General features: G+C 48.6%; 21 protein-coding genes and 1 riboswitch. Of the genes, 2 read left to right on the top strand and 19 right to left on the bottom strand.

What is annotated here, in order from left to right; all coding sequences use genetic code 11:
* Window positions 1-50: 50 nt before the first annotated feature.
* From EJL91_RS00250 to EJL91_RS00225, 6 genes are all read right to left on the bottom strand, one after another.
* A complete protein-coding gene (locus EJL91_RS00250; protein ID WP_125139974.1) occupies window positions 51-2,741 on the bottom strand; it encodes a cadherin-like beta sandwich domain-containing protein in 2,691 nt (896 codons plus the stop codon).
* Between the two features lie 25 nt (window positions 2,742-2,766).
* Entirely contained in the window at window positions 2,767-3,567 is an 801-nt protein-coding gene (gene tatC, locus EJL91_RS00245) for a twin-arginine translocase subunit TatC (RefSeq protein WP_125139973.1), read from the bottom strand.
* A gap of 82 nt (window positions 3,568-3,649) precedes the next feature.
* Window positions 3,650-3,829: a twin-arginine translocase TatA/TatE family subunit gene (gene tatA / locus EJL91_RS00240; protein WP_125139972.1), complete on the bottom strand. Its 180-nt coding sequence runs from the start codon at window positions 3,827-3,829 to the stop codon at window positions 3,650-3,652.
* 58 nt (window positions 3,830-3,887) lie between these two features.
* Window positions 3,888-4,172 carry a Sec-independent protein translocase subunit TatA/TatB gene (locus EJL91_RS25075; protein WP_125139971.1) on the bottom strand — a complete coding sequence of 95 codons (285 nt, stop codon included), beginning with the start codon at window positions 4,170-4,172 and terminating at the stop codon, window positions 3,888-3,890.
* Between the two features lie 363 nt (window positions 4,173-4,535).
* Window positions 4,536-6,272: an oleate hydratase gene (locus EJL91_RS00230; RefSeq protein ID WP_125139970.1), complete on the bottom strand. Its 1,737-nt coding sequence runs from the start codon at window positions 6,270-6,272 to the stop codon at window positions 4,536-4,538.
* 222 nt (window positions 6,273-6,494) lie between these two features.
* Complete coding sequence (locus EJL91_RS00225) at window positions 6,495-7,637, bottom strand: N-acetylmuramoyl-L-alanine amidase family protein (protein ID WP_243125190.1); 1,143 nt, start codon at window positions 7,635-7,637, stop codon at window positions 6,495-6,497.
* Between the two features lie 260 nt (window positions 7,638-7,897).
* Between EJL91_RS00225 and EJL91_RS00220 the strand changes: the two genes are divergently transcribed.
* A complete protein-coding gene (locus tag EJL91_RS00220; RefSeq protein WP_125139969.1) occupies window positions 7,898-8,095 on the top strand; it encodes a hypothetical protein in 198 nt (65 codons plus the stop codon).
* Window positions 8,096-8,715: 620 nt separating this feature from the next.
* On the opposite strand, the gene EJL91_RS00215 is transcribed toward EJL91_RS00220, so the two are convergent.
* From EJL91_RS00215 to typA, 12 genes are all read right to left on the bottom strand, one after another.
* On the bottom strand, window positions 8,716-9,993 hold the full coding sequence (locus tag EJL91_RS00215) for an adenylosuccinate synthase (protein WP_125139968.1): 1,278 nt from the start codon (window positions 9,991-9,993) through the stop codon (window positions 8,716-8,718).
* A gap of 145 nt (window positions 9,994-10,138) precedes the next feature.
* On the bottom strand, window positions 10,139-11,035 hold the full coding sequence (locus tag EJL91_RS00210; protein ID WP_125139967.1) for a LysR family transcriptional regulator: 897 nt from the start codon (window positions 11,033-11,035) through the stop codon (window positions 10,139-10,141).
* A 346-nt stretch (window positions 11,036-11,381) separates the two neighbouring features.
* Entirely contained in the window at window positions 11,382-12,812 is a 1,431-nt protein-coding gene (purB, locus tag EJL91_RS00205; RefSeq protein WP_125139966.1) for an adenylosuccinate lyase, read from the bottom strand.
* Window positions 12,813-12,911: 99 nt separating this feature from the next.
* The gene (purC, locus tag EJL91_RS00200; protein ID WP_125139965.1) at window positions 12,912-13,628 is read right to left on the bottom strand and encodes a phosphoribosylaminoimidazolesuccinocarboxamide synthase; all 717 of its coding nucleotides are present in this window, start codon (window positions 13,626-13,628) and stop codon (window positions 12,912-12,914) included.
* 140 nt (window positions 13,629-13,768) lie between these two features.
* Complete coding sequence (locus tag EJL91_RS00195; RefSeq protein ID WP_243125189.1) at window positions 13,769-14,062, bottom strand: hypothetical protein; 294 nt, start codon at window positions 14,060-14,062, stop codon at window positions 13,769-13,771.
* Between the two features lie 230 nt (window positions 14,063-14,292).
* Window positions 14,293-15,567, bottom strand: coding sequence for an EAL domain-containing protein (locus tag EJL91_RS00190; protein WP_125139964.1), 1,275 nt, complete (start codon window positions 15,565-15,567; stop codon window positions 14,293-14,295).
* A 136-nt stretch (window positions 15,568-15,703) separates the two neighbouring features.
* Window positions 15,704-16,024 (bottom strand): hypothetical protein, encoded by a 321-nt coding sequence (locus EJL91_RS00185; RefSeq protein WP_125139963.1) that lies wholly within the window; start codon window positions 16,022-16,024, stop codon window positions 15,704-15,706.
* A 92-nt stretch (window positions 16,025-16,116) separates the two neighbouring features.
* Window positions 16,117-16,872, bottom strand: coding sequence for a 4-hydroxy-tetrahydrodipicolinate reductase (gene dapB / locus EJL91_RS00180; protein ID WP_125139962.1), 756 nt, complete (start codon window positions 16,870-16,872; stop codon window positions 16,117-16,119).
* Window positions 16,873-16,896: 24 nt separating this feature from the next.
* The gene (gene dapA / locus EJL91_RS00175) at window positions 16,897-17,781 is read right to left on the bottom strand and encodes a 4-hydroxy-tetrahydrodipicolinate synthase (RefSeq protein WP_125139961.1); all 885 of its coding nucleotides are present in this window, start codon (window positions 17,779-17,781) and stop codon (window positions 16,897-16,899) included.
* Window positions 17,782-17,925: 144 nt separating this feature from the next.
* Window positions 17,926-18,098, bottom strand: a riboswitch (Lysine riboswitch).
* Between the two features lie 84 nt (window positions 18,099-18,182).
* On the bottom strand, window positions 18,183-18,677 hold the full coding sequence (locus EJL91_RS00170) for a cob(I)yrinic acid a,c-diamide adenosyltransferase (RefSeq protein WP_125139960.1): 495 nt from the start codon (window positions 18,675-18,677) through the stop codon (window positions 18,183-18,185).
* Window positions 18,678-18,766: 89 nt separating this feature from the next.
* Window positions 18,767-19,399 carry a single-stranded DNA-binding protein gene (locus EJL91_RS00165; RefSeq protein ID WP_125139959.1) on the bottom strand — a complete coding sequence of 211 codons (633 nt, stop codon included), beginning with the start codon at window positions 19,397-19,399 and terminating at the stop codon, window positions 18,767-18,769.
* Window positions 19,400-19,897: 498 nt separating this feature from the next.
* The gene (gene typA, locus EJL91_RS00160) at window positions 19,898-21,742 is read right to left on the bottom strand and encodes a translational GTPase TypA (protein ID WP_125139958.1); all 1,845 of its coding nucleotides are present in this window, start codon (window positions 21,740-21,742) and stop codon (window positions 19,898-19,900) included.
* A 294-nt stretch (window positions 21,743-22,036) separates the two neighbouring features.
* Here typA and EJL91_RS00155 point away from each other — a divergent pair, with 294 nt between their 5' ends.
* On the top strand, window positions 22,037-22,375 hold the full coding sequence (locus EJL91_RS00155) for a hypothetical protein (protein WP_125139957.1): 339 nt from the start codon (window positions 22,037-22,039) through the stop codon (window positions 22,373-22,375).
* Window positions 22,376-22,381: 6 nt separating this feature from the next.
* Here EJL91_RS00155 and EJL91_RS00150 read toward each other — a convergent pair whose 3' ends face one another.
* A complete protein-coding gene (locus tag EJL91_RS00150) occupies window positions 22,382-23,032 on the bottom strand; it encodes a YigZ family protein (protein ID WP_125139956.1) in 651 nt (216 codons plus the stop codon).
* Between the last annotated feature and the right edge of the window lie 107 nt (window positions 23,033-23,139).

Below are 23,139 nucleotides of genomic sequence, written 5' to 3'. Positions count from 1 at the left end.
CACGGAAATTCCCCGGGGTGATAAATCACTTCCCGGGGGATTTCTGCTTATTATGCCGTTTTAAAGGTAAAGGTATAGGTCCGTTGCGTTTTTCCGTCCGGTCCCGTCACTGTGACGACGGCCGGTCCTGACACCGGTACGGTAACCGGGCAGCGGCTGGATGCAGGGGCGCCGTTGACCGTAAGACCGGTGATGCGTTCCGACATGGCCACCGGCGTCATGGTCACGGTTCCCTGAAGCGGTGAAACAATCACCTCATACTCATATTCAAACGGAACAAATTTGTTGGAAACAGCATATTTTAACCGCCCGTCTTCCAGCATTTCATTTTCCGTCTCCTGTCCTGCTTTGTACTTGAAGTCGTGGCCGATGAGTTCCGCGTCCAGGAAGGTGACGCTGCTGAGCTGTGCATTCGTCCTGTAGTCGAAGTAGAGGTTTTCCTCCACCCGCTCGCTCGCCCCCGTATTGTCAACCTCCAGGCGGGTAAACACATTGCCGTCGTATTTTCCCTTATACTCTGCCAGAACTTGTTTTCCTGCGATGGAAAAGCCGGTCCAGTTCAGGGTGTTAAAGCTGTTTCCGTCCTTTGCCAGAAGGGCGCCGTCGCCGCGCCTGTCGTCGCTGACTCCGTCCGGGCCGTAATTGACCAGGTTCTGAAGACACTGCTCCCAGACCATCAGATAGTCGGAGCCGACTCCGATCCGGTTGTGGCCTGTATACAGCTCTTTGACCGATTTCCCCTCCCTGGTATAGGCCGCCATCAACTGCTGGTGCAGCGAGAGAAGCAGATCCTGGCGAACGCCTTTGGCTCCGAACTGGTCCGCCACCCAGTAACGGTTGACGCCGTAAATATCGGAGGAGAACAAAAGTCCGTGTTCACGGTCATATATCAGAATGGAGGCATCCTCATGGCCGGGAAGCTGGTAAAACTCAAATTTGCAGTTTCCCAGATCCAGGGTATCCCCCTCCGAAACGGGATGCACTTTAGCGCCTTCATAGGTGCCCGATACCGTGCCGTCAATTACCGGATTACCGCTTGTGTAATCTTTGGCATACGTCTCAATGCTCCATTCTCCTCCCATTGGGCCGACCCTGTCGCAGAAATATACATCCAGGCCGTTGTGGTAGGCAACCGCCAGAGCCCCCTTATGGTCCGGATGGTTATGGCCCAGCACAAAGACATAGGGTTTGGTGGCAATCTCATTTACCCGGTCAATCAGGCTGGTCGTGGTGTTGGTCGGCATCAGGCCGTCGTAGAGGATTCCCATCCGGCTGCCCTCAATGTAATAGGCCGCCGCCTGGAAGTTGTCGAAGAAGCGGTAAACGGCCGGGTAATCCTCCGAACCTTCATGGAGCTTATCCGTGGCAAAATCGTGCCAGGCAGGACGGTCGATCCGCCATATAAACCGGCTTACGGGGCTGTCGGCCAGTCCGTCCCTGGTGGCATAGGCCTCCACCTCCACACAGAAATAAACATTGTCATAGGGAAAATCCCAGTTATTATTCAGGCCGAACATGGGATCGGTGGAGTATCCCGGAATATAGTCAATCCACTCTCCCCACTCATCGCTCAAGGTGACGCCGTTGCCGCGGTCCCCGATAAACAGTCCTTTCATTTCCGGATGGGAGATGTTAAAAGCACGGCAGCGCCAATGCACCGTCGCATTTGGGGTCGGCGTAAACCAAATAGGGCGGCAGCGTACAAATTTCCGGTGGGATACCGGCATCGCCCACACAGGGGAAACCATTCGTCTGCCGATGGTTTCAATGATAATCCGCGCCTCCGTATCGGTAATTCCATCGGTCGGGTTGATTGTCCGATCCGTTCTTCCCCTCATATAATTATACCCCGCCAGCGTATTCAGCGCATTCCTGCAGTCCGGGCTTATTTTAGCCGCATCCTCAAATTCAGACAGGTAATCCGTTTCCAGATCCCCGAGGCGGAAGGCGCTGCACAGAATCACCGCCGCATCCTCGCGGGTCATAGCTGACATCGGGTAGAAACAGTCATCCGGGGATGCCGCGGACAAAATTCCCATATCAAGGGCCGCTTCCACCGGTTTTACATAGTCGTTCCTTCCGGTCACATCAAAATAATTTCTTACACGCTCCTCTTTCAGGACATTGCCGTCACCGTCGATATCGGTTCCGTCGTCCATGACTCCGTTATAGTGATACCAGCCGAAATAACCGGCCAGACGGATCATAAAGTCTCCTCTTGTCATCGGCCTGTCTACCTCGATAGAATGGGCGCCCGATGTCTGTCCTGTATGGAAATTCACGGAATATACCGTTCCTTCCAAGGACCAGGTTATCTCCACATCATATCCGCCTACGCCGTCCCGCATGACAATAGTCCCGTCCGGATCCACGGATACGAGGTGCTTATTGCCTGTTCTCCAGGTGCCTTCCGTCTTTTCTTCCCCATCTACGACAGCCACCAGTTTCACCGGCTGGATAAATTCGAGCGCATAGGTCTGGCCGTTCATATTCACGTCACCGCCCTGTATGTAGATACCGCCCTCGGGAGCTTTCTTCTTTTCCGGAACAGGTGCGGAACTTTCCCCTTTTTCCGTTCCTTCCGTGCCCGAGGTGGCCGCGGCCGCGGCACATCCCGGCAGAATCGAGGACAGGCTGATGGCTGCGGCCCCCCATGCCATTCCCTTCACAAACTGGCGTCTGCTGATCGTTCCCGACGGCCGTTCCTCCCGTGTTTCTGGCTTTTCCAATGTTTCTCTCATATGCGTTCCCTCCTCAATAATCAAATTAATTTTCTTGCTCTGTCTTCCTCTTATTCAGCTTCTTCCGAAAGAGAATCCGGCAAAGAAGCAGGCTGAGTTCAAATAAAAGCAGCATGGGAAATGCCACCAGTATCTGTGATGTCACATCCGGCGGCGTGATCAGGGCGGCTATGATAAAGACCGCAAGAATCACATATTTCCTGTTTTTACTCAGCACTTTGGGGTTAAGGATTCCTGTTTTTGTAAGCATGATCACAACGACCGGCAGTTCAAAGACAATACCAAATGTCACCAGGGTTGTTGCAACAAAGCTGATATAGCTCTCGATCGATACCATCGGGGAAATCGTCTGCCCGGCATTCATTCCTGCAAAAAACAGCAGCGTGATGGGAAGGACAATTTCAAACGCAAATGCCGCTCCTATAAAAAACTGCACCATACCAAAGGTCAGGATTACAAAACACGACCTGCGTTCCCCGCGCGTCAGCCCGGGCCTTACGAATCCCCATATCTGGTAGATAATGACCGGACAGGCAAAGGCTGCGCCGCCAATCAGCGCCAGACGGATATACGACAGCACCAGTTCCGTGGGGGCAATATATACAAACTGAAATCCCTCCGCCTTCTCTATCAGCCGCTCCGTCAGCCAGGCTGCCTGCCCCAGGCAGAGAAATACGGCTCCGAAAAAGCAAATGATGCAGGCCATCAGCCGTTTTCTGAATTCCTCCAGATGGGATACCAGGGACATCCTGCACTCTCCGGCTTCTTTTTTCAGTTTCAGGCGTTTCAGAATAGCGGAGCGTTTCCCGCCCAATTCTTTCTCCAAATTCCATCACCTCACTTCTGCTCCGGGCCTCCCCACCGCAAAACCCGGAAACTTCGTTTGCACCTGCAGTCCGCCTATTATCTCAGCTTTCCGCCTGTTCCTCCGCCGCCGGAAACGTCTCGTCCTCAGCTCTCTTACTGCTCCTCTTAAAGTTACCTATCGTCTGTCCCATCGCCTTCCCAAGCTGGGGCAGCTTTTTCGGGCCAAAAATTAAAATTGCAATTCCCATTATAATTAACAGTTCTGTTGTTCCCAGTCTCATTCTGTTCTCCTTTTCTATTTTTCTTCCTTCTGCTCATTGCCGTCTTCTCTCCGATTGTTTACATCACCGCAGCTTCCCGGCTCCTGTCCTGAGTCTGCGCCGGTGCGTCCTCCTCCCGGACCGTCCCGGCATCCCGGCATTCCGGCTGCACGGCGGCCTGATGCGTCTGGGGAGCAGCCGGCTCTGCGCTCTCTTTCCATTCTCCCTCAAAGGAATTCACATACCTCTTGAAGGATCCGACCGCCTGGCCTGCAAGTTTTCCAAGCTCCGGCAGTTTTGACGGGCCGAAGACAACCAGCGCCACCACCAGGATCAGGATCAATTCCGTTGTTCCAATTTTCATTCCCTGCCTCCTTATTATTGTCCGTGCGGATGTCCGCGTAAATATCCATCGCCGCGTGAAATGTATCCGCATCTGAAATTTGATAGTGACAGCTTAACAGGGAACAGGGCGGTTGTATATTTTCAATTCTTTTCCCGCAGGGGAAATCATGGGATATTTTTGTTAAAATAGCGTTTTTTGTTCATCCGGGTACGGACAGATTAAAAATTGTTAAGGTAAAAGAATAAAGTCCGGGCGGGAACAGTCTGATTTCCTGTTCCCGCCCGGACTTTATTCTTTTGCTTTATTCAAAGTTCTGTTATATTCTAAATTCCCTTTTGTCCAGATTACTGTTATATTCTGGATTCCATCTCAGGTTGTTACTTATAAATAAGCTTTTTTCACTGCCTTTAAGAGAATCTTCGGCATCTTGTTATACGGTGTAACCGGACAAATCGTCTTATTAACATTCATCAATGTGTATACGGCGATTCTGGCGGCTCTCACAGAATATTCTTCGGTAAATACCATATCATCCGGTATTTCCACAAACTGGCTCATCATAGCGAAGTTAGTGGAACCCTCCGGCACAACCTGCGGACGGTCGCTCATCTTGCGCGGCTGGAACTGTGCGTCAACATAAGGCATATAGCATGGGATTACATTGATGACCGTCTCCATCAGCTCTGCGATCTCCTCCTCCGGAATATGGAGCTGATGCAGATATTCATTCAGCATCTCCTCACCGGTGCAGTCCTTCATGGCTTTCTTCACATAGTCGCCTTCCCTGTCGGTGTAAAGGCCGTATCCCCAGAAGATTGTCACATCTGCCGGCTGATTCGGGAAATGAGGCTGGGCAGCCACTACGCTGCTCATCTTCCATCCGGAATCCTTGAACGTCATCAGGGCGCCGCTGCCCGGAATGTTGCCGGTAAACGCCTCGATTTTCTTCAAAATCCTGTCGCCTCGGCAGGTGACGGTAAAACTCAGCCAGTTAGATTCATGCTCTTTCGTAAAGAACGGCTCCGGGTTGCCGAGACGTCCCGGTTTCTTCGCCGCAATCTTGGCCCACAGTTCTCCCGAAATCGGTTTGCGCTCCGGAACGGGCGCCGGTGTATGCAGATCGCCAAGTGTGGCGCTGTCCGTCATACAGGCATTGATCATAAAGCAGAGGTCGTCCGCCTTAAGCTCTACGGTCTTTGCCTCACCATTGTCGTCCAGATGAAGTTTCGTAACTGTGATATCGTCTCCTTCAGCGAAATCAATATCCTCCACGGTGCAGTTTTCTTTAAATACAACGCCCTCTTTTCTCAGGTATTCCTCGATCGGGCGGATGATGCTGTCGTACTGATTGAGCGGGCTTCTCGTAACGCCTTCCAGCGTCTCGATACGGCTGAACTCGAATATCATCCTGTTCATGTAGCGGCGGAATTCAAATACGCTGCTCCATGTCTGGAATGCAAATGTCGTCTGCCACATGTGCCAGAAATTCGTTGTAAAGAAATGGGGCATATCGTCAAACCACTCCTGGATTGTCACCTCATCCAGATCCTTCTCGTCGGCGCGCAGAAGTTTAAGGATTCTCATTCTCTCCGCCTGGGTAAAGCCCATGCTGCGTACATCCAGGATATTGCCGTCCTTGTCCACCAGACGCGCTTTAGCACAGGTCGGATGGGCATGGTCAAAGTTCAGAATCTCCTCCGTCACGCTTCTGTTCGGCTGTGTAAGGGAAGGAATCGTCCTGAACAGCTCCCAGAAGTTCTCGTAGGTCTCCTCATTCAGCATACGGCCGCCGCGGCATACAAACCCGCCTTCCGGCGTTCCGATTCCGTCATTGCTGCCGCCCAGAATATGCATTCCCTCATAGATGGTAATCTGCTCTCCCGGAAATTTACAGTCGCGGATCAGATAAGCCGCGCCCGCCAGGCTGGCCAGACCTCCGCCTACAAAGTGAGCGGTTCTGCCCTCATAACTGCGGCGGCTCATAACAGCCTCTTCCACTGCGTCTTTTTTCACTTCATCGCTCTTTTTCTTCTGGTCGTAAATCTTTTTTGCAGCTACGCCCGCAACTGCGGCGGCCGCTCCGGTGGTCAGGATGCGACCCCATCTTTTCTTTCCCATAATAACAGACCTTCTTTCTTTTACTTTCCAATACGGTATACGTCCTGTGCCTGCCTGTCCGTAAGCGGCAAAAACAGGCACCCTGTTTCCATATTATACCACCTTGGTTCACAAATGTCACTACATGTAGTTATTAAATCTACATCGTATTATATCGACATTACTATTCATAAGCAGTGTCCCGCGAGTCGTTTTTGCGCGCATTTTGCGTGAAAATCCCGATCAGGAGGACGCCGGTCCAGGCTCATTCCCCAGTTCTTCGTCATTGGCAGGGCCGTTCCCATTTGAAACAATTCCGGGGTCCTCATCCATCATCAGTTCTTCCGAATCCGGTTTTCTGCCCGCCGTATCTAGCCCCAGAGCTTTCTCCAGGTTTTTTACAAGATCCGGGCTGTTGCGCTTCATGTCAATCCGGATCTCCGTATTGCCGTAGCACTGGATCAGCCAGCCGAACCACATCGCCGGCTCACTGTCAAAATAGGACGGCAGTGACTGTGCCATGCTGCTCTCCGACAGATACTGGTAGAAATCAGCCATAAAATCATTATCTTCTTTATCATTCCCCGTTGCATAGGCAATATATTCACCAAAAGCCATTGCCAGGGTTTCCGGGTTGGTAAATTTCAGTTTTTTATAATTTTTATCCGTCTTGTGATAGACAAAGTAAATTCCCTGATCGGTCTTGGGGGCGGAAAAATATTTCTTATCCGTGTAGTACATAAACTCCCAGCCCGACTCCACAAACTTCTTAATCCACTCTCTCGGAACACCAGAAAGAGCCTGGGTAATCTTGTCCCGCTCCTCGTTTGTCGGTTTTCTTTTACCCTGTATCGTCATGTCGTAGCGGTTGTCCCGCAGCCCGTTCTCATCGTAATAGTTCATGCCGACAAACTGGTTGGCCGCCATCTGCCCGTCTTCATAAAAATAGTATTTATGACCGTCAACCATACGGAATCCCCTATTATACATCACACCCTTGGAATCAAACCAGTACCAGGCCCCGCCCTTTTGGAGCCAGCCTTTTGTCACGACACCGTCCTCATCCATGTAGTGCCACTGTTCTTCCTCCGCATCGTAAGCCCAGCCCGTGGCCATCTCCCCGTTCTCACGGAAAAAGTAATAATTTGACCCTATTTTTCTAAGCCCCGTCTGCATGTAACCGCTGCTGCTGAAGTAATACCAGCGTCCGTCGTCGTACAGCCAGCTTTTTTCCAGGTACATACCGTCAGGCAGCATGTACTGCCAGTCCTCCCCGTCCCCGGTCCAGTCTCCTTTGACGGATGGGTCTTCCTCAGCCAGGGCGGTGCCTGTAAGCAGAAACAGTATCAGGCAGACAGAAAAAAACAGAACCCCATATTTCTTCAAAACACAGCGCCCCTTTCCTGCTCAAACTAAACTCCGTTTTAGTTATTTTACCGCACCGCCGATCAAAAGTATAGTGAAAAATTCTTACAGCATTTATAAAAAGCGATGGAAATATCGTAAAGAATTCTTTCGCCGTCCCTGTTTTTTCCGTTGTCTTACCGTCTTTCCTGTAGTATACTTGGTACCAGAATAATCAGCCGGACAAACGGGCCGCCCGCCATTTTTAAGGGATGCCGGACCGGAGAAAGAGAGATACCACCATGAAATACAAACGTCCCCTGGCGATTGCCGGAGTCGTCATAATACTCCTGCTTTATGTGTCAACCATCGTATTCGCCTTAATCGACAGCCCTCTTGCGCAGAGCCTATTAATGGCCTCCCTCTTCTGCACTGTTGTGGTGCCTGCGGTTCTTTATGGGTATTATGTGATTATTAAATATATGAAAGATCGGAAGTAGGATTTAGTTGAGATGCGAGGACGCCTCTGGGAGATGACGGACGGGGGAGTGGTTGTGTGGTGAGTCTTCAGTCCCGGGGGGTTAGGGTGTGGTGAGGGGGAGGAGGGAGAAAAAATTCCTACGGGGACTCGCTCCCGCTTGTGGAATGCGCAGCGGATGCTAGCTTCGAAAAAACCTCAGCAAGCACCGGCGGATTCCAAGGTCCCCTTCGGAAAGTTTTCTCCCTCCTCCCCCCGGCAATTTATCGGCCGGGACTGAAGACTGAGAAGATATCGCCCCGTCCGGCATCTTCAGAGGCCGATTGTCTCTTTCGTCAAGTGCGGATGGGAGGATTGCCGCTGCCCACTATGTGGATGTGATATTTTGATAGTCTGATTGCATCTAATACTGAATTTAGAATAGAAATTTACTCCCTGGCTTAACGCTATATATATCTTTAATGCTCAGATAAAACATTTTAACTTTAAAACCAAAAAAGGAGGCAGTCTCTCTGCCTCCGATAGCACGTAGTGGTCGCGACAAATCCCCTCCTCCTGAAGGAGGAGAACAAATCAGCGGCCGCAGGCCGGGGATTCGGGATGGTGAAAACCTTCGCGTCTTCAGTCCCGGCGGCGTTCTCACTACTTCACTTTTATAATCTCGTTTCTTCCGGGCCCATTTGACACCATCGTAATCGGTACCCCGATTTCCTTCTGGATCTCTTCGATGTATGCACGGCACTCTGCCGGAAGTTCGCTGTATTCACGGATTCCCCTGATATCGCATTTCCAGCCCGGCATTTTTTTATAGACCGGTTTTGCTTTCTCCAGTTTATAGGTTACAGGGAAGTCTTTGACGATTTCTCCGTCTATCTCATAACCGGTACAGATTGTGAGTTCGTCCAGATAGCCGAGCACGTCTAATACGGTCAGGGCGACTTCTGTTGTTCCCTGGATACGGCAGCCGTATCTGCTGGCAACGGCGTCGAACCAGCCCACGCGTCTCGGGCGGCCTGTTGTTGCGCCGAATTCTCCCTTGTCTCCGCCGCGGCGTCTCAGTTCGTCGGCTTCCTCACCGAAGATTTCGCTTACAAATGCTCCGCCGCCGACTGCGCTTGAATATGCCTTTACGACCGTCGTAATATTTTTAATCTCATAGGGAGGAATGCCTGCTCCGATGGCGCCGTAAGCCGCCAGGGTGGAGGATGAGGTAACCATCGGGTAAATGCCGTGGTCCGGATCCTTTAAGGAGCCTAACTGGCCTTCCAGCAGGATGTTCTTCCCTTCCCTGATTGCATGGTAGAGATAGGAAGAAACATCGCAGACATACGGCTCCACCATCTCTTTATATTTCATCATTTCTTCAAAAAGCTGTTCCGGATCAAGGAGAGGTTTGTGGTACAGATGTTCGAGAAGCACATTCTTTGTCTCGCATACCCGGTAAATTTTCTCCTTCAGGCCCGCCGCGTCAAAAAGCTCGCTGACCTGGAAACCGATTTTTGCATATTTATCTGAGTAAAACGGCGCAATACCGGATTTTGTGGAACCGAAGGACTTTCCTCCAAGACGTTCCTCCTCGTATTCGTCGAACTGAACATGGTAAGGCATCAGAATCTGGGCTCGGTCGGACACCAGAATCCTTGGTTTCGGCACGCCTTTTGAGACAAGGTCGCTTATCTCATTGACAAGATAGGGGATATTTAATGCTACACCGTTGCCGATAATGCTGGTTGTGTGATTGTAAAATACGCCGGATGGCAGCAGATGAAGGGCGAAACGGCCGTAGTCGTTGATAATTGTATGGCCCGCATTGCTTCCTCCCTGGAATCGGATAATGATATCCGACTCTTCGGCCAGCATATCCGTAATTTTACCCTTGCCTTCGTCTCCCCAGTTTGCTCCTACTATTGCTCTTACCATGAATATTTTCCTCCCAGGAATCGTTGTTGTCGTTTTTTATCAATCAGCCTGCGGCTGATCTTTAGCCTGTTGTTTACATGCTTAGGATACACGAATTCTTTTCATAAGTAAAATCAATATTATTTATACTTGTCATAACCCACGCTTATCTGAGTTCAGTCAAAAGCCTTGCCGCAGCCGGAGAGATATAAGATTTTTTCGATGTTACCAGGCAAAACTGCCTGTGGGGCATCTTCTCTCCGAATTCCAGCCTGAAAACTTCCCCCAGCTCAAGGGCCTCTTTTGCAAAATCGGACATCAGGCACCCGATTCCCAGGTTTCTTTTGGCAAACTGGACAATCATATCACTGGTGGCCAATTCGAATTCCGGTTCCAGCGTTATTCCTTTTTCTTCCAGGAACAAATCCATAAACCGCCTGGTGCTTGTCTTCTTTTCGAGGAAGATGCATGGATAATCCAAAAGTTCACTGTATTTCAACCGGCGCCCCTGAAGCTCTTTTCTAAACTTCGGACCGGCAATAAAGATATTTTCCACCTCTTTTACGGGGGTGCTTTCTACGCCCGGCCGCGCTTCGAACGGTGTACTGACAATTCCGAAGTCAATTTTTCCCTCGTTTAAAAACTCCAGTGTCTCAGGTGTCGGCCCGTTTGACACGTTCACCTTAATCTTCGGATATCGTTCATGAAATTTTTCCAGATATGGCAGCAGATAGAATTGAAGGGTCATATCGCTGGCTCCGATCCGAATCTCTCCCGTATCCAGATCCTGTATCCTTTTTAGAGTATCTTCCCCATCATAGATTGATTCAATACCTCTTTTTATATAAGAATGGAGCACTTCTCCCTCTCTGGTGAGTTTCACGCCCTTTGAGGTGCGCAGGAACAGGCTGCATCCGAGGGCCGCCTCCAGCTGGTGCACCGCCTGGCTTACGGCAGGCTGGGAAATACAGAGTTCCTCCGCGGCAGCCGTAATTCCTCCGCTTCTGCAAACATAATAAAATACTTTATAATACTCCAGATTGATTTTTCCGTGTTTATCCATGACATGATTCCCTTCGGTACGTCTTTATCGGTATGTCTTTTTTGATACGCCTTTTTCGATACGCCTTTATTTTTGACTATTTCAGTGTATTCGATTCTGCGCCTTTCGTCAATCATGGTTTCTTCCGGTTCCGGCCCGGCGATCACCGACGTCAGACGAAAAAAATGAGATTCCTTTTACACCTGCACTGGAAGTGCAGGGAAGGGGAATCTCATTATAAATGCAATGCCATATATGATTCTTTATATGTCATTCTTTATATGTCATTCTTTATATGCAATACATTAACAAACATGGTTTGAGCCGTCTCTTATACGTTGTTCTCGGCTTATACATAGCTTTCCGCTTACACGTTAATCTCGGCTTTCACGCCCAGTTCTTCTTTATTGGCATCCAGCACCGGCTGAATCACTTCCTCCAGGAATTCCTCCACCTGCTCTTTAGCGCGGCCCGTATACCTGGACGGATCCATAGCCTGTTTCAGTTCGTCAATCGTCAGATTGAATGCAGGATCGGCTGCAATCAGCTCCAGAAGATTGTTGTCGAGGCCCTTTTCCTTTACATTGCGGCCTGCTTCCATCGAGAGCGTGCGGATCTTCTCATGCAGCTCCTGTCTGTCCCCGCCTGCTTTTACGGCATCCATCATGATGTTCTCCGTCGCCATGAACGGAAGCTCGGACATCAGGCGTTTCTCGATTACTTTTGGGTATACCACAAGTCCATCCACCACATTCAGATAGAGATCCAGAATTCCGTCGATCGCCAGAAATCCCTCAGGAATGCTTAAGCGCTTATTAGCAGAGTCGTCCAGCGTCCTCTCGAACCACTGAGTGGAAGCAACCATCATGGGATTCATCATATCGGCCATCACGTAGTTAGCCAGAGACGCCATGCGCTCGCTTCTCATCGGGTTTCTCTTGTATGCCATAGCGGAGGAACCAATCTGGTTCTTCTCAAAAGGCTCTTCCACTTCCTTCAGATGCTGAAGAAGGCGGATATCATTGGAGAATTTATGGGCGCTCTGAGCGATTCCGGCAAGGACGCTCATCACGCGGCTGTCAATTTTTCTAGAATAGGTCTGGCCCGATACAGGATAACAGCCCTCAAATCCCATCTTCTCCGCAATCATCTGATCCAGTTTTCTGCACTTTGCATGGTCTCCGTCGAACAGTTCCAGGAAACTGGCCTGGGTCCCTGTCGTTCCCTTGGAGCCTAAAAGGCGCAGGGAGTGAATGAGGTAATCAAGATCATCCAGATCCAGCTTCAGCTCCATCATCCAAAGAGTGGCCCTTTTACCCACCGTCGTCGGCTGAGCCGGCTGGAAATGGGTAAATGCAAGAGTCGGCTGGGCTTTGTACCGCTCAGCAAACTTCGCCATCTCATCCAGTACGTTAATCAGCTTTTTCCGTACCAGCAAAAGAGCCTCGGCCATGATGATAATGTCCGTATTATCCCCCACATAACAGGAGGTTGCACCGAGATGGATAATGCCTTTTGCCTTGGGACACTGAACGCCGTATGCATATACATGGGACATGACATCGTGGCGCACCAGCTTCTCGCGCTCTTTTGCCACCTCAAAATTAATCTCGTCCTGATGTGCTTTTAATTCGTCGATCTGCTCCTGGGTAATCGAAAGGCCCAGCTCCTTCTCTGTCTCGGCAAGTGCGATCCAGAGTTTTCTCCAGGTCCTGAACTTTTTCTCCGGTGAGAAAATATACTGCATTTCTTTACTGGCATAACGCTCTGAAAGGGGGCTAACATATCTGTCGTACATGATTTTACCTCGATTTCTTTTTTTCTGTAATAAGTTAAAAACCGGCTTCCACCATTCATTATAGCGGAAGCCGTAAGTTTTCTCAATCGTCAGCGGATATTACTTTCTGTCGGCAATTCCAAGACGTCTGAACACTTCGTTGTATGCGTCCTCTACATTGCCCATATCGCGTCTGAAACGGTCTTTGTCAAGTTTTTCGTGGGTTTCTTTATCCCAGAGACGGCATGTATCAGGAGATACCTCATCAGCCAGGATAATCTGTCCATGGTAACGGCCGAATTCGATCTTGAAGTCGATCAATTCGATTCCAAGGCTGCCGAAATAGCTGCGCATTACTTCATTTACCTTAAATGCATATTTTGTGATGGCATCAATCTCTTCCTCTGTAGCCAGTTCAAGGGACAGTGCATAGTATTTATTGATAAAGGGATCTCCTAAGTCGTCGTTCTTGTAGCTGAATTCCAGGGTCGGGCATTTGAATTCGATTCCTTCTTCCATACCCATCTTCTTTGCAAAGCTGCCTGCGGAGAAGTTTCTGATGATAACCTCAAGCGGTACGATCTCAACCTTCTTTACAGCGGTCTCTCTGTCGCTCAGCTCTTCTACTAAATGGGTCGGTACGCCTTCGGCTTCAAGCAGCCTGAAAATATGATTTGTCATACGGTTGTTGATTGCGCCTTTGCCTACGATTGTTCCCTTTTTCAGTCCATTGAATGCGGTTGCATCATCTTTGTAATCTACAATTAAGATGTCCGGGTCTTCCGTTGTGTAAACTTTCTTTGCTTTTCCTTCGTATAACAAATCTACTTTTTTCATCTGCATCCACCTGTCCTTTTTATTTATAAGTTATTAATATAAACGAGCTTTGTTTCAGTAGAAATTATAATACACTGTCTGGGTAAAATCAATAGCGTGTTTTATTAAAATAATTAATAAGCATTCAGGGGCGGTTGTTATCAATCATTTTCCGCCTCTTCTCTCCCGGCTTCTTCTCTCTTTGTCCTCTCACGGTAAAATACAATCTCACCGTTTTTCAAACGGACGGAAATACGGAATAGATCCTGAACACGGTCCGTCTCCCTGCTGTGCTCTAAAACAGTTTCCGCCTCCTTAATCTCTTTCACGGACAGGAATAATTCACTGTAAGCGCCAATCAGCATCAGATAAATCACAGCCATAGACAAAACCAGAAGGCACACCGCTCTTTTCTTGCGGTTTCTTCTAAGGCGGAGTTTTCTGAAAAAATTCATGAGACTTCTGCGCCTTTTTATTCTGTCTCTCTCACGGTTCCGCTCCATCCGGCCGGTCCCGGGGCAACTCCTTCCCCGCCGCCTGCCAAAAAGTTTCCGTTCTCTTTCTATCTTTCTAAGTTCCGGCAACTGCATCGTCTCCTTTGCTGCTGCCTCTCTAAGTCTCCTTATGTCTCCTTTTTCAACTATAGCGGATTTGCTCCCAATTGTAAAGAAGAAATGTGCAGGGTCTAGACCTCTGCACATTCACCGTTTTTCACAAATTTTTCTTCAAATTCTTCCACCGGCATCGGTTTATAAAAAACATAACCCTGGATAGCGTCACAATGAAGTTCTTTCAGGAACTCCACATAACCTCTTGTCTCGACGCCCTCCGCAATCACTCTCATATTAAGCTCTTTTGCCGTCTCTATCACATGCCTGACAATCGCTTTCTCCCGCGGATCCGACTCATTCCGGAAAAGGGATCTGTCAATTTTAAGTGTGTCCAGCTTTGTATTCGTGAGCACACTGAAAGAAGAATAGCCGCTTCCAAAATCATCGAGAGAACAACCAAATCCAAATTCTTTCACCTGATCCACAACATTGCTCACAAGCTCGACCTGGTTTAATACGATGCTCTCAAGAAACTCAAATTCAATACACTCCTTGGGACATGGATTTTTTTCATATGCGTTTATGTATTCCTTGAAAAAATAACGGTAATTAAACATACTGCTGGAGAGATTAACACTGATCCGTATTTTCTTCCCATATTGGTCAATCCATCGGCTGATTGTCCGGCATACCTTTTCGAAGGTGTATAAATCCAGTTCATCTATCAGCCCGTTTTTTTCAAGTTCAGGCAGAAATTCGCTGACCGGAATCATTCCCCGCTCCGGATCGATCCAGCGCACCAGCGCTTCGGCCTCGGTTACTCTGCCTGTTTTTAAATCTACTTTAGGCTGCAGATATAATTTGAAATCCCCGTTTTCCATTGCCGGCCGTATTGTCTGCTCAAGATCGTAGCCAAGCAGATTCTTATCCCAGTATGTCATTCCGTATATTTCAAAATGCGTGTTTCTGTAAAGACTTTCCTTGGACTCCGCCCGGCATATATCCGCATTGTACTGTGCTGTCAGAAAATCAACTGGTTCTTTTGTCAGGAGATACAACCCCATTCCCGTATAAATCTTCCCAAAGCCTTCTTCATCCGGCATATCCCTGATTTGAGCATTCAGGTGAATCATATGATGAAAAATATCATCATAATCCCCCGGTACTTTAATCAGAAGGTTATAGTAGTCTCCGCTAATCCTGGCCAGATACTCCCCCTCACTCAGAAATTCGGATATTGCATGATATACCTTAACTATCAGCTTGTCTCCCGCCTCTCTTCCAAAAAGACGGTTAAAAACTCTGAACCGCTTAATTTTAAGACTGATCAGCATGTACTCTTCCGGATTAGTCCTGCAAATTTCTTCGTAGCGCTCTCGTATCCATTTCTCGTCTTTCATATCTACCATGATAATATCCCCTGTTTTCATATCCGATGCTTTATCCATTTTAACATCAAAAGATTCTTTTAACAATAAAATAAAGCATAAAAAAACAGCCGGATCAGAAAAATGTTTCCGATCCGACCGCCTTCTTACGGAAGTTTTAATCACCCACCGAACTTTCCATTGTGGAGGAAACAGTACCGTCATCAACTGCATTCTCCACTCCGTCCTTTATGTCCTCTGCACCGTCTTTGATATCGTCTGCAAGTCCGTCAAGCACACCCGTGCTCTCTCTTGCGTCAATATCATTCGTAGGTCCGTTTGCAGTTCCGCCTTCAGTACTTTCTGCACTGACAGCAGACTGAGACTGCCTTGTGGATTCTGTGGCCTTCGTATTATCACGTCCGTCACCGCAGCCTGATGCTAAAGCCATGGCAAAAATTAACATAATGCCTAAAACAATCTGTCTAGTTTTTTTCATAATAATATCTCCTTTCTACCACATAGTATGTACAGTGAAGAAAGGTTTTATTTTGGCAAAAACTGGATAAAATCATGAACAAAAAGCCTTTGTCAGCCTATCACGTCCGCCATTGTATACAACCCCGGTTCTTTGCCTGCCAGGAATTTGGCGGCCTGAACCGCTCCTTTTGCAAAAATTGCTTTCGAATATGCCGTATGTGAGAATGTCACCACTTCATCCCTGCCCGCGAAAATAACATCGTGCTCACCGACGATAGAACCGCCTCGGACCGCCTGGATTCCAATCTCTTTCTTGTCACGTTTCACGCGCTCCGCGGATCTGTCATACTTATAGTGGTATGCGTGATCCATGGCCTCGTTGATGGAATCCGCCAGGGCAATAGCCGTGCCGCTCGGCGCATCCACCTTCTGGTTATGGTGTTTTTCCACAATCTCCATATCAAAGTCTGCCGCGGCCAGAACCTGGGCCGCTTCTTTCACCAGCTTTAAAAGCACGTTTACTCCCAGGGACATGTTGGCCGAGCGGAGAACCGCCGTCTTTTCGGAAACCTCAGACACCCGTTTAATCTGCTCATCGGATAGCCCGGTTGTGCACACTACCACAGGCATTCCCGTCTCCTCACACCAGTCGAGCATTGCGTCCGCTGCTTTTGCAATTGAAAAGTCAATCACCACGTCGGCTTCCACCGTACACTCCCGAAGTGACGGGAAGACCGGAAATGAATTGTTCTTATTATCTGCAATATCGATACCGGCTACAATGGTAATTTCTCCGTCGTTCTGGGCAATTCCTGCTATCACCTGTCCCATGGCTCCGTTGCAGCCATGCATAATCGCTCTTATCATTTATATGTACCTCCGGTTTGACGTTTAAAGAAGACCGTAATTCACCATTTCTCTTCTCAGTCTCTCTCTGTTCTGCGGCTCCATCTCCACGAGCGGCTTGCGGAACGGGCCGACTCCCTTGCCCATCATGTTCATCGCCTCTTTTACCGGAATTGGGTTCACTTCACAGAACAGGGCTTCGATCAGCGGGATTGCATCCAGTTGCATCCGGGAACTCTTCTCCACTTCCCCTTTGAAATAAAGCTCGCACATGTCATGGACCTGACGCGGCGCCACATTGGATAATACGGAAATAACGCCCTTGCCTCCCAGGGAGAGAAGGGGCACGATCTGGTCGTCATTACCCGAGTAGATGTCAACCCAGCCGTTCGACAGGCTTGCAATCTTTGCAATAGAAGAGAAATTGCCGCTTGCCTCTTTGACGCCGACGATGTTCTCAACATTCTTACACAGATCAACGATTGTCTCAGGATTTATGTTTACTCCTGTTCTTCCCGGAATATTATAAAGCAGGATCGGGATTTTCACCGCTTCCGCCACATCGGTGAAGTGGATCCGGATGCCTTTCTGAGTAGACTTATTGTAATATGGAGATACGAGAAGAAGTCCGTCGGCTCCGGCTTCTTCCGCACATTTGGAAAGATAAACCGATGTAGCCGTACAGTTGGAACCTGTGCCCGCGATTACCGGAATCCGGTTATTTACTATGTCACAGACAAATTTGATCTCCCTGATATGTTCATCATGGGTCAGCGTCGCCGCCTCTCCCGTTGTTCCGCAGACAATAATACTGTCGGTTCCGCCCGCTATCTGCTCCTCCACCAGTTCTTCAAGCTTGGAATAATTGATTTCCCCGCTCTCCTTAAACGGCGTTACTAACGCAACTCCTGCACCTTCGAAAATTGACATTCTGATATCCTCCTTCAATCTGTATTCAGACTTCCTGGTTTATCCGGGACTCCAAAAGCAACGAAAAAATACGTTCTGCGAGCTTTTCATTGCTAATCAGTAAAAATAAAGCTGGCACGTCGGCCAGCTCATAATGTACACAAATTATCCCGTAGCTCCCCATCGTTCCTGATGACAGTCATATGATTATTCACCATATGCCCAGAACCGCACTCACAGTGGTGCTGCTCTTCGGCGTCTTTCCCTTTCAACGGTCATCTACTGTGTCTGCCACATCCGGCCGCTTACTGATGATTGACGCAACCTCTACCTCAATATATTTGTTCCTATATTATCATTACTTTCTATTCTTGTCAACCGTGACGTTTATAAATTCCGCCTCACAGCGGGACGGTAATTGCTCAGCAGTCTACGTCGTTGTCAATGCGTGTAACTGTATCGGCGTATCCGCACAAATCCGGCGGGCACACCTTTCCCGTCAATATCAGACTTACGTTCTCTTCCCTGAGGGCAAGCATACCCGCAAAGTCTTCCATTGCCATCAGGCCCAAATCCAGGATGCCGAGGAATTCATCCAGTATCAGCAAATCGCATTCGCCGGTGGTAAGGACTTTCTTCGCGAAATTGATGCCGTTACAGATATTAACCCGCTCTTCCTGCTTCTGGGCTTCGTTCAGCGTGCAAAAATGGCAGCTCTGTTTTTCAAAACGGAACACCTTCATATCCGGTTCCAGCCGTTTAAGCCACTCTGATGTTTCAGGACTCAAGGCTCCTTTTAAGAACTGGATCATAATGACCCTTTTATTCTTTGTCATCGCTCCGATACCCTTACCCAGAGCCATGGATGTCTTACCGTTCCCATCGCCGCAGATTATCTGAACAATTCCTTTATCCATATTCAGCACCTCTTTATATGTGTTTTACCGTTACTTTTACCAGGCCGACTTATTCTAGCACATTTTTACCGGTTTTGCAAGTATGTTACCTATTCCTGCTCCACACATTCCAGTTTGCTTACAGATACTTCATATGCCACTCTCTTCTCACAATCCACGTCGCTCAGCTTCTTCGTATACTCCCTGCTCTGCACACGGCCCCATACGCAGACCCTGCTGCCAACCTCAAATCCCGAAGCATATCTGGCATTTCTTCCCCACGCGATGCAGGGTATGTAATCTGATTTTCCGTAAGGACGGTTGACGGCCAGAAGAAGGTCCGCAATTTCCCTGCCCAGCGGTGTTTTCCTGTAAATCGGCTCTTTGCAGATATAGCCGTCCAGGAAAATCTGATTTGTTTTTGTATAATCCGTGAACTCTTCCAGGAAGTTTACCTCACGAACGAAAATGGAAAGCACCAGCCTGTTTTTAGTACCCTCATGGCGGTTATAGGAGCGAAACTGTCCGATGGCTTCCACCGTACAGCCCTGGTAATCCTTTGTTATATCCATAAGGCGTTCCGATATCATCAGAGGAATGATATCCACCTGATCACTCAGCCTGCTGACAGCCATGTCAACTACATAGAAACCTTCCCCGAATACCTCATGGCTGAACTTGAACTCTGAAACCACTTCACCAATTACGCTTACCCTGTTGTTTTCAATCACTTTTTCTGACATAGTACTTCTCTCCTCTTTCTTTCCACTATATTTCTTTTCTATTCTTTTATCTTGCAATCCTCTGTTTAAAAACAGAGCTAATCCAATTGCTAATATTATGTTTATGCGGATATTTCTTTTTTAGAAGAAAAAGAAGAAGTAAAATTTCTACAGGAAAAGACAGCGCGGCTGTCGAATCAAAGAGTAAAAATACATCTCTTTTGCAATATGATGCCCCCTGTCGGATAAACGTGGTTTTTTTAGTAAATGCGCCTGTATACGACAGGCTGTTTTGTGGAAATTGCCGGTACAAAAATTGAGGTATAACGCTCATTCTCATGTCATATGCACAGGCTGTCAACGCCCTTTTTGAAATTATGTCCAGTGAATTTTTATCCATACACAAAAAGACACCCCGGAGGCCGTCTAACAGCTTCCTGGAGCGTCTTTAATGTTTAAATGATATATCCTTACCGGTTAACCCTGTTTGTTCCTGTCATTTACCGGTTCCTGTCTTTTCTACTGTCCCTTGTCTTTTCTGCTGATTGCAGCTCTCTTTCTCATGGTCGGATCCAGAATCTTTTTGCGGATTCTGAGGCTTGTAGGCGTTACCTCTAAAAGTTCATCGGTATCGATGAAATCAAGGCACTGCTCCAGGCTCATTTCCTTCGGGGTGGTCAATCTTAACGCTTCGTCGGCGCTGGAAGAACGTGTGTTGGTCAGTTTCTTCGTCTTGCAGACATTCAGCTCGATATCCTCAGGTTTGGCGCTCTGGCCGATAATCATTCCGGAATATACCTTTACGCCTGCACCGATAAAGAGTGATCCCCTCTCCTGGGCGTTGTAAAGTCCGTAGGTGATAGACTCTCCGGCCTCAAATGCGATCAGGGAGCCTTGCTTGCGGTAGTTTAGCTCTCCTTTAAAAGGTCCGTATCCGTCAAAGCTGGTGTTCAGGATTCCGTTCCCCTTTGTGTCCGTCATAAATTCGCCGCGGTATCCGATCAGTCCTCTGGACGGGATGGCAAACTCAAGGCGTGTATATCCGCCTCCAATCGGGCTCATGCCCTGAAGTTCTCCCTTCCTGCTGGTCAGTTTCTGGATTACCGCGCCCGTGAATTCCTCCGGCACATCGATATAGGCAACCTCCATCGGCTCCAGTTTCCTGTTTCTCTCGTCGTAATGATAGAGAACCTCTGCTTTGCTGACGGCGAATTCAAAACCTTCTCTTCTCATATTCTCAATCAGGACGGACAGATGAAGCTCTCCTCGTCCGGATACTTTGAAGCAGTCCGGGGAATCCGTCTCCTCCACCCTGAGGCTGACATCCGTATTAAGCTCTCTGAACAGTCTCTCCCTGATATGGCGGGAGGTGATGAATTTGCCCTCCTGGCCTGCCAGCGGGCTGTCATTTACCATGAAATCCATGGCAATAGTCGGCTCTGAAATCTTCTGGAACGGGATGGCCTCCGGGTTCTCAGGGGAACAGATCGTATCTCCGATATGGATATCAGAAATACCGGAAATCGCAACGATGGAACCGATCTGCGCCTCCGTCACCTCAACCTTGTTAAGGCCTTCAAACTCATAGAGTTTTCCAATTTTCACCTTGCGGAATTTATCAGGTTCATGATGGTTTACAATCACGCAGTCCTGGTTTACCTTCAGGGAGCCGTTGTCAATCTTGCCGACACCGATTCTGCCCACGTATTCATTGTAATCAATGGTGCTGATAAGAACCTGGGTCTCCGCCTCCGGATCTCCTTCCGGCGCCGGGATGTACTCAAGGATTGTCTCAAAAAGCGGGGACATATCCACTTCCGGATCGTTCACGTCCTTCTTGGCAAATCCGGCTCTGGCCGATGCATAGATGAACGGACACTCAAGCTGCTCATCGGATGCGTCCAGATCCATGAACAGTTCTAGGATCTCATCCACAACATCATCCGGTCTTGCCTCCGGACGGTCAATTTTATTGATGCAGACAATAACCGGAAGATCCAGATCCAGTGCCTTTCTCAGAACGAATTTGGTCTGCGGCATGGCGCCTTCGTAGGCATCCACCACCAGGACAACTCCGTTCACCATCTTTAACACACGCTCCACTTCGCCGCCGAAATCGGCGTGGCCTGGGGTATCGATGATATTAATCTTCGTGCCGTTATAGTTGACGGCCGTGTTCTTGGACAAAATCGTAATACCGCGCTCCCGCTCAATATCATTGGAGTCCATAACGCGGTCTACCATCTCCTGATTGGCGCGGAATATTCCGCTCTGTCTCAAAAGCTGGTCAACCAGTGTTGTTTTACCATGATCGACGTGTGCTATTATTGCAATGTTTCTGACATCTTCACGCTTTGTTTTCATATTATAATCTATCTCTCTTTCCTGCCAAACAGTAACTGTGCTAATTTTACATATTTTTACACAGTTACTCATTGTAACATTAAATATAGAAGAGTTCAAGGGGAATCTGAACGTTTTTTTTACAAAAACACCATATTTGTTAAGGTTATACCTGCATTCGACAGTTACGGCTGCAGTTTAAAGCCTGCCAAGAGCGGGATGCCGCGCTCCTGGGGTCTTTTCGCATTGCCATTCCGGCGGCTTTGCAATATAATTCAGTTATGGCAAAAAAATCGTTCTTACAGGAGGCGGCATATGGGTCATATCAATAACGAAAATAAGTGTTATCTTTTCATCATACTATGTGAAATTGTTACGGCCGTCATCTATGCAAAGTGGATTGCACCCGATCTGGCCGCCATGCATAATGATATGCAGGTCTTTATTCCCATGGCGCTGCTGTTTATCACCGCTCTCTGTTTCCTATCGGTGCTGCTCCTGTGCGGCGTGTATCTGCTGCGCAGCCGGAGAAAGAAAATTACGTATGAATGGAACGGCCCCGTGACTCTTCTTCTGATTCTTGCAACCCTGATGCTATGGGCTATAGCCCTCCTTATCATATCCGGCCATACGGACTGCTGTACGGGAGGGTGAGCCCATCTAAAAGATGACGGTCTCACCGCCGGTTACCCCAAAGTACACCTTGTCGAGAAGCTCGATAAGGCATCGGCCACCTGTTCCTTCCGTCAGCTTTTTCTTAAGTCCCTGCGCCTCGGAAAGCGGCGCCAGCACGGTGAGGACCACCTTATCGCTATAATCGCTTCCAAGTACCGTAATACCCTGTTCCGCAAGGATATACTGTATTTTCCCAAGATCGCTGTAATCTGTCTTAAGCTCCAGTTTCTCGGCCAGTTTTTTCTCCAGGATCACGCAGTTTTTAAGCCCTTCCTGGACCGCCCCGGAGTAGGCCCGGACCAGGCCGCCCGTCCCCAGGAGTGTTCCGCCGAAATAACGCGTTACGACGGCGCAGACATTATGGATCTCCTCCCCAAGAAGCACGTCGAGCATCGGCCTTCCCGCCGTCTGGGCAGGTTCCCCGTCGTCGCTGCACCTGGAAATCTCAAAGTTCTCCCCCACCGTAAAAGCAGAGCAGTTGTGGGTCGCGTCCCAATATTTTTTCTTCATTTCCGCTATGAAGGAGACGGTCTCGCCCTCGGATTCCACCGGGCGGATTGTGGCAATAAAACGCGACTTTTTCTCCACAATCTCTCCCTCTCCCCCCTCATAAAGGATTCTGTAATTTTCTTTCATCTGTTACCTCCTGCATCCCGGCTTTACACTATGGGAACCGGCCCTTTTTCCACACTGAAAATATGCAGCTTTCACATTTTTTGCTCCCTTCCCTGTCTTCGTCACTG

Source organism: Clostridium transplantifaecale, from assembly GCF_900626075.1.
Lineage (GTDB): Bacteria > Bacillota > Clostridia > Lachnospirales > Lachnospiraceae > Otoolea > Otoolea transplantifaecalis.
The sequence above is the reverse complement of the archived record's forward strand: the minus strand, read 5'-3'. Positions and strand labels throughout refer to the sequence as shown.

What these genes read in the sequence shown, in the direction of transcription:
- EJL91_RS00250 (WP_125139974.1), bottom strand. Translation starts at nt 2,741, where the DNA reads ATGAGAGAAACATTGGAAAAGCCAGAAACACGGGAGGAACGGCCGTCG.
- EJL91_RS00165 (WP_125139959.1), bottom strand. Translation starts at nt 19,399, where the DNA reads ATGTCAGAAAAAGTGATTGAAAACAACAGGGTAAGCGTAATTGGTGAA.
- EJL91_RS00220 (WP_125139969.1), top strand. Translation starts at nt 7,898, where the DNA reads ATGAAATACAAACGTCCCCTGGCGATTGCCGGAGTCGTCATAATACTC.
- EJL91_RS00185 (WP_125139963.1), bottom strand. Translation starts at nt 16,024, where the DNA reads ATGAAAAAAACTAGACAGATTGTTTTAGGCATTATGTTAATTTTTGCC.
- dapB (WP_125139962.1), bottom strand. Translation starts at nt 16,872, where the DNA reads ATGATAAGAGCGATTATGCATGGCTGCAACGGAGCCATGGGACAGGTG.
- EJL91_RS00195 (WP_243125189.1), bottom strand. Translation starts at nt 14,062, where the DNA reads ATGAATTTTTTCAGAAAACTCCGCCTTAGAAGAAACCGCAAGAAAAGA.
- purB (WP_125139966.1), bottom strand. Translation starts at nt 12,812, where the DNA reads ATGTACGACAGATATGTTAGCCCCCTTTCAGAGCGTTATGCCAGTAAA.
- EJL91_RS00215 (WP_125139968.1), bottom strand. Translation starts at nt 9,993, where the DNA reads ATGGTAAGAGCAATAGTAGGAGCAAACTGGGGAGACGAAGGCAAGGGT.
- typA (WP_125139958.1), bottom strand. Translation starts at nt 21,742, where the DNA reads ATGAAAACAAAGCGTGAAGATGTCAGAAACATTGCAATAATAGCACAC.
- EJL91_RS00190 (WP_125139964.1), bottom strand. Translation starts at nt 15,567, where the DNA reads ATGGTAGATATGAAAGACGAGAAATGGATACGAGAGCGCTACGAAGAA.
- EJL91_RS00150 (WP_125139956.1), bottom strand. Translation starts at nt 23,032, where the DNA reads ATGAAAGAAAATTACAGAATCCTTTATGAGGGGGGAGAGGGAGAGATT.
- tatA (WP_125139972.1), bottom strand. Translation starts at nt 3,829, where the DNA reads ATGAGACTGGGAACAACAGAACTGTTAATTATAATGGGAATTGCAATT.
- EJL91_RS00210 (WP_125139967.1), bottom strand. Translation starts at nt 11,035, where the DNA reads ATGGATAAACACGGAAAAATCAATCTGGAGTATTATAAAGTATTTTAT.
- dapA (WP_125139961.1), bottom strand. Translation starts at nt 17,781, where the DNA reads ATGTCAATTTTCGAAGGTGCAGGAGTTGCGTTAGTAACGCCGTTTAAG.
- purC (WP_125139965.1), bottom strand. Translation starts at nt 13,628, where the DNA reads ATGAAAAAAGTAGATTTGTTATACGAAGGAAAAGCAAAGAAAGTTTAC.
- EJL91_RS25075 (WP_125139971.1), bottom strand. Translation starts at nt 4,172, where the DNA reads ATGAAAATTGGAACAACGGAATTGATCCTGATCCTGGTGGTGGCGCTG.
- EJL91_RS00230 (WP_125139970.1), bottom strand. Translation starts at nt 6,272, where the DNA reads ATGGGAAAGAAAAGATGGGGTCGCATCCTGACCACCGGAGCGGCCGCC.
- EJL91_RS00155 (WP_125139957.1), top strand. Translation starts at nt 22,037, where the DNA reads ATGGGTCATATCAATAACGAAAATAAGTGTTATCTTTTCATCATACTA.
- EJL91_RS00170 (WP_125139960.1), bottom strand. Translation starts at nt 18,677, where the DNA reads ATGGATAAAGGAATTGTTCAGATAATCTGCGGCGATGGGAACGGTAAG.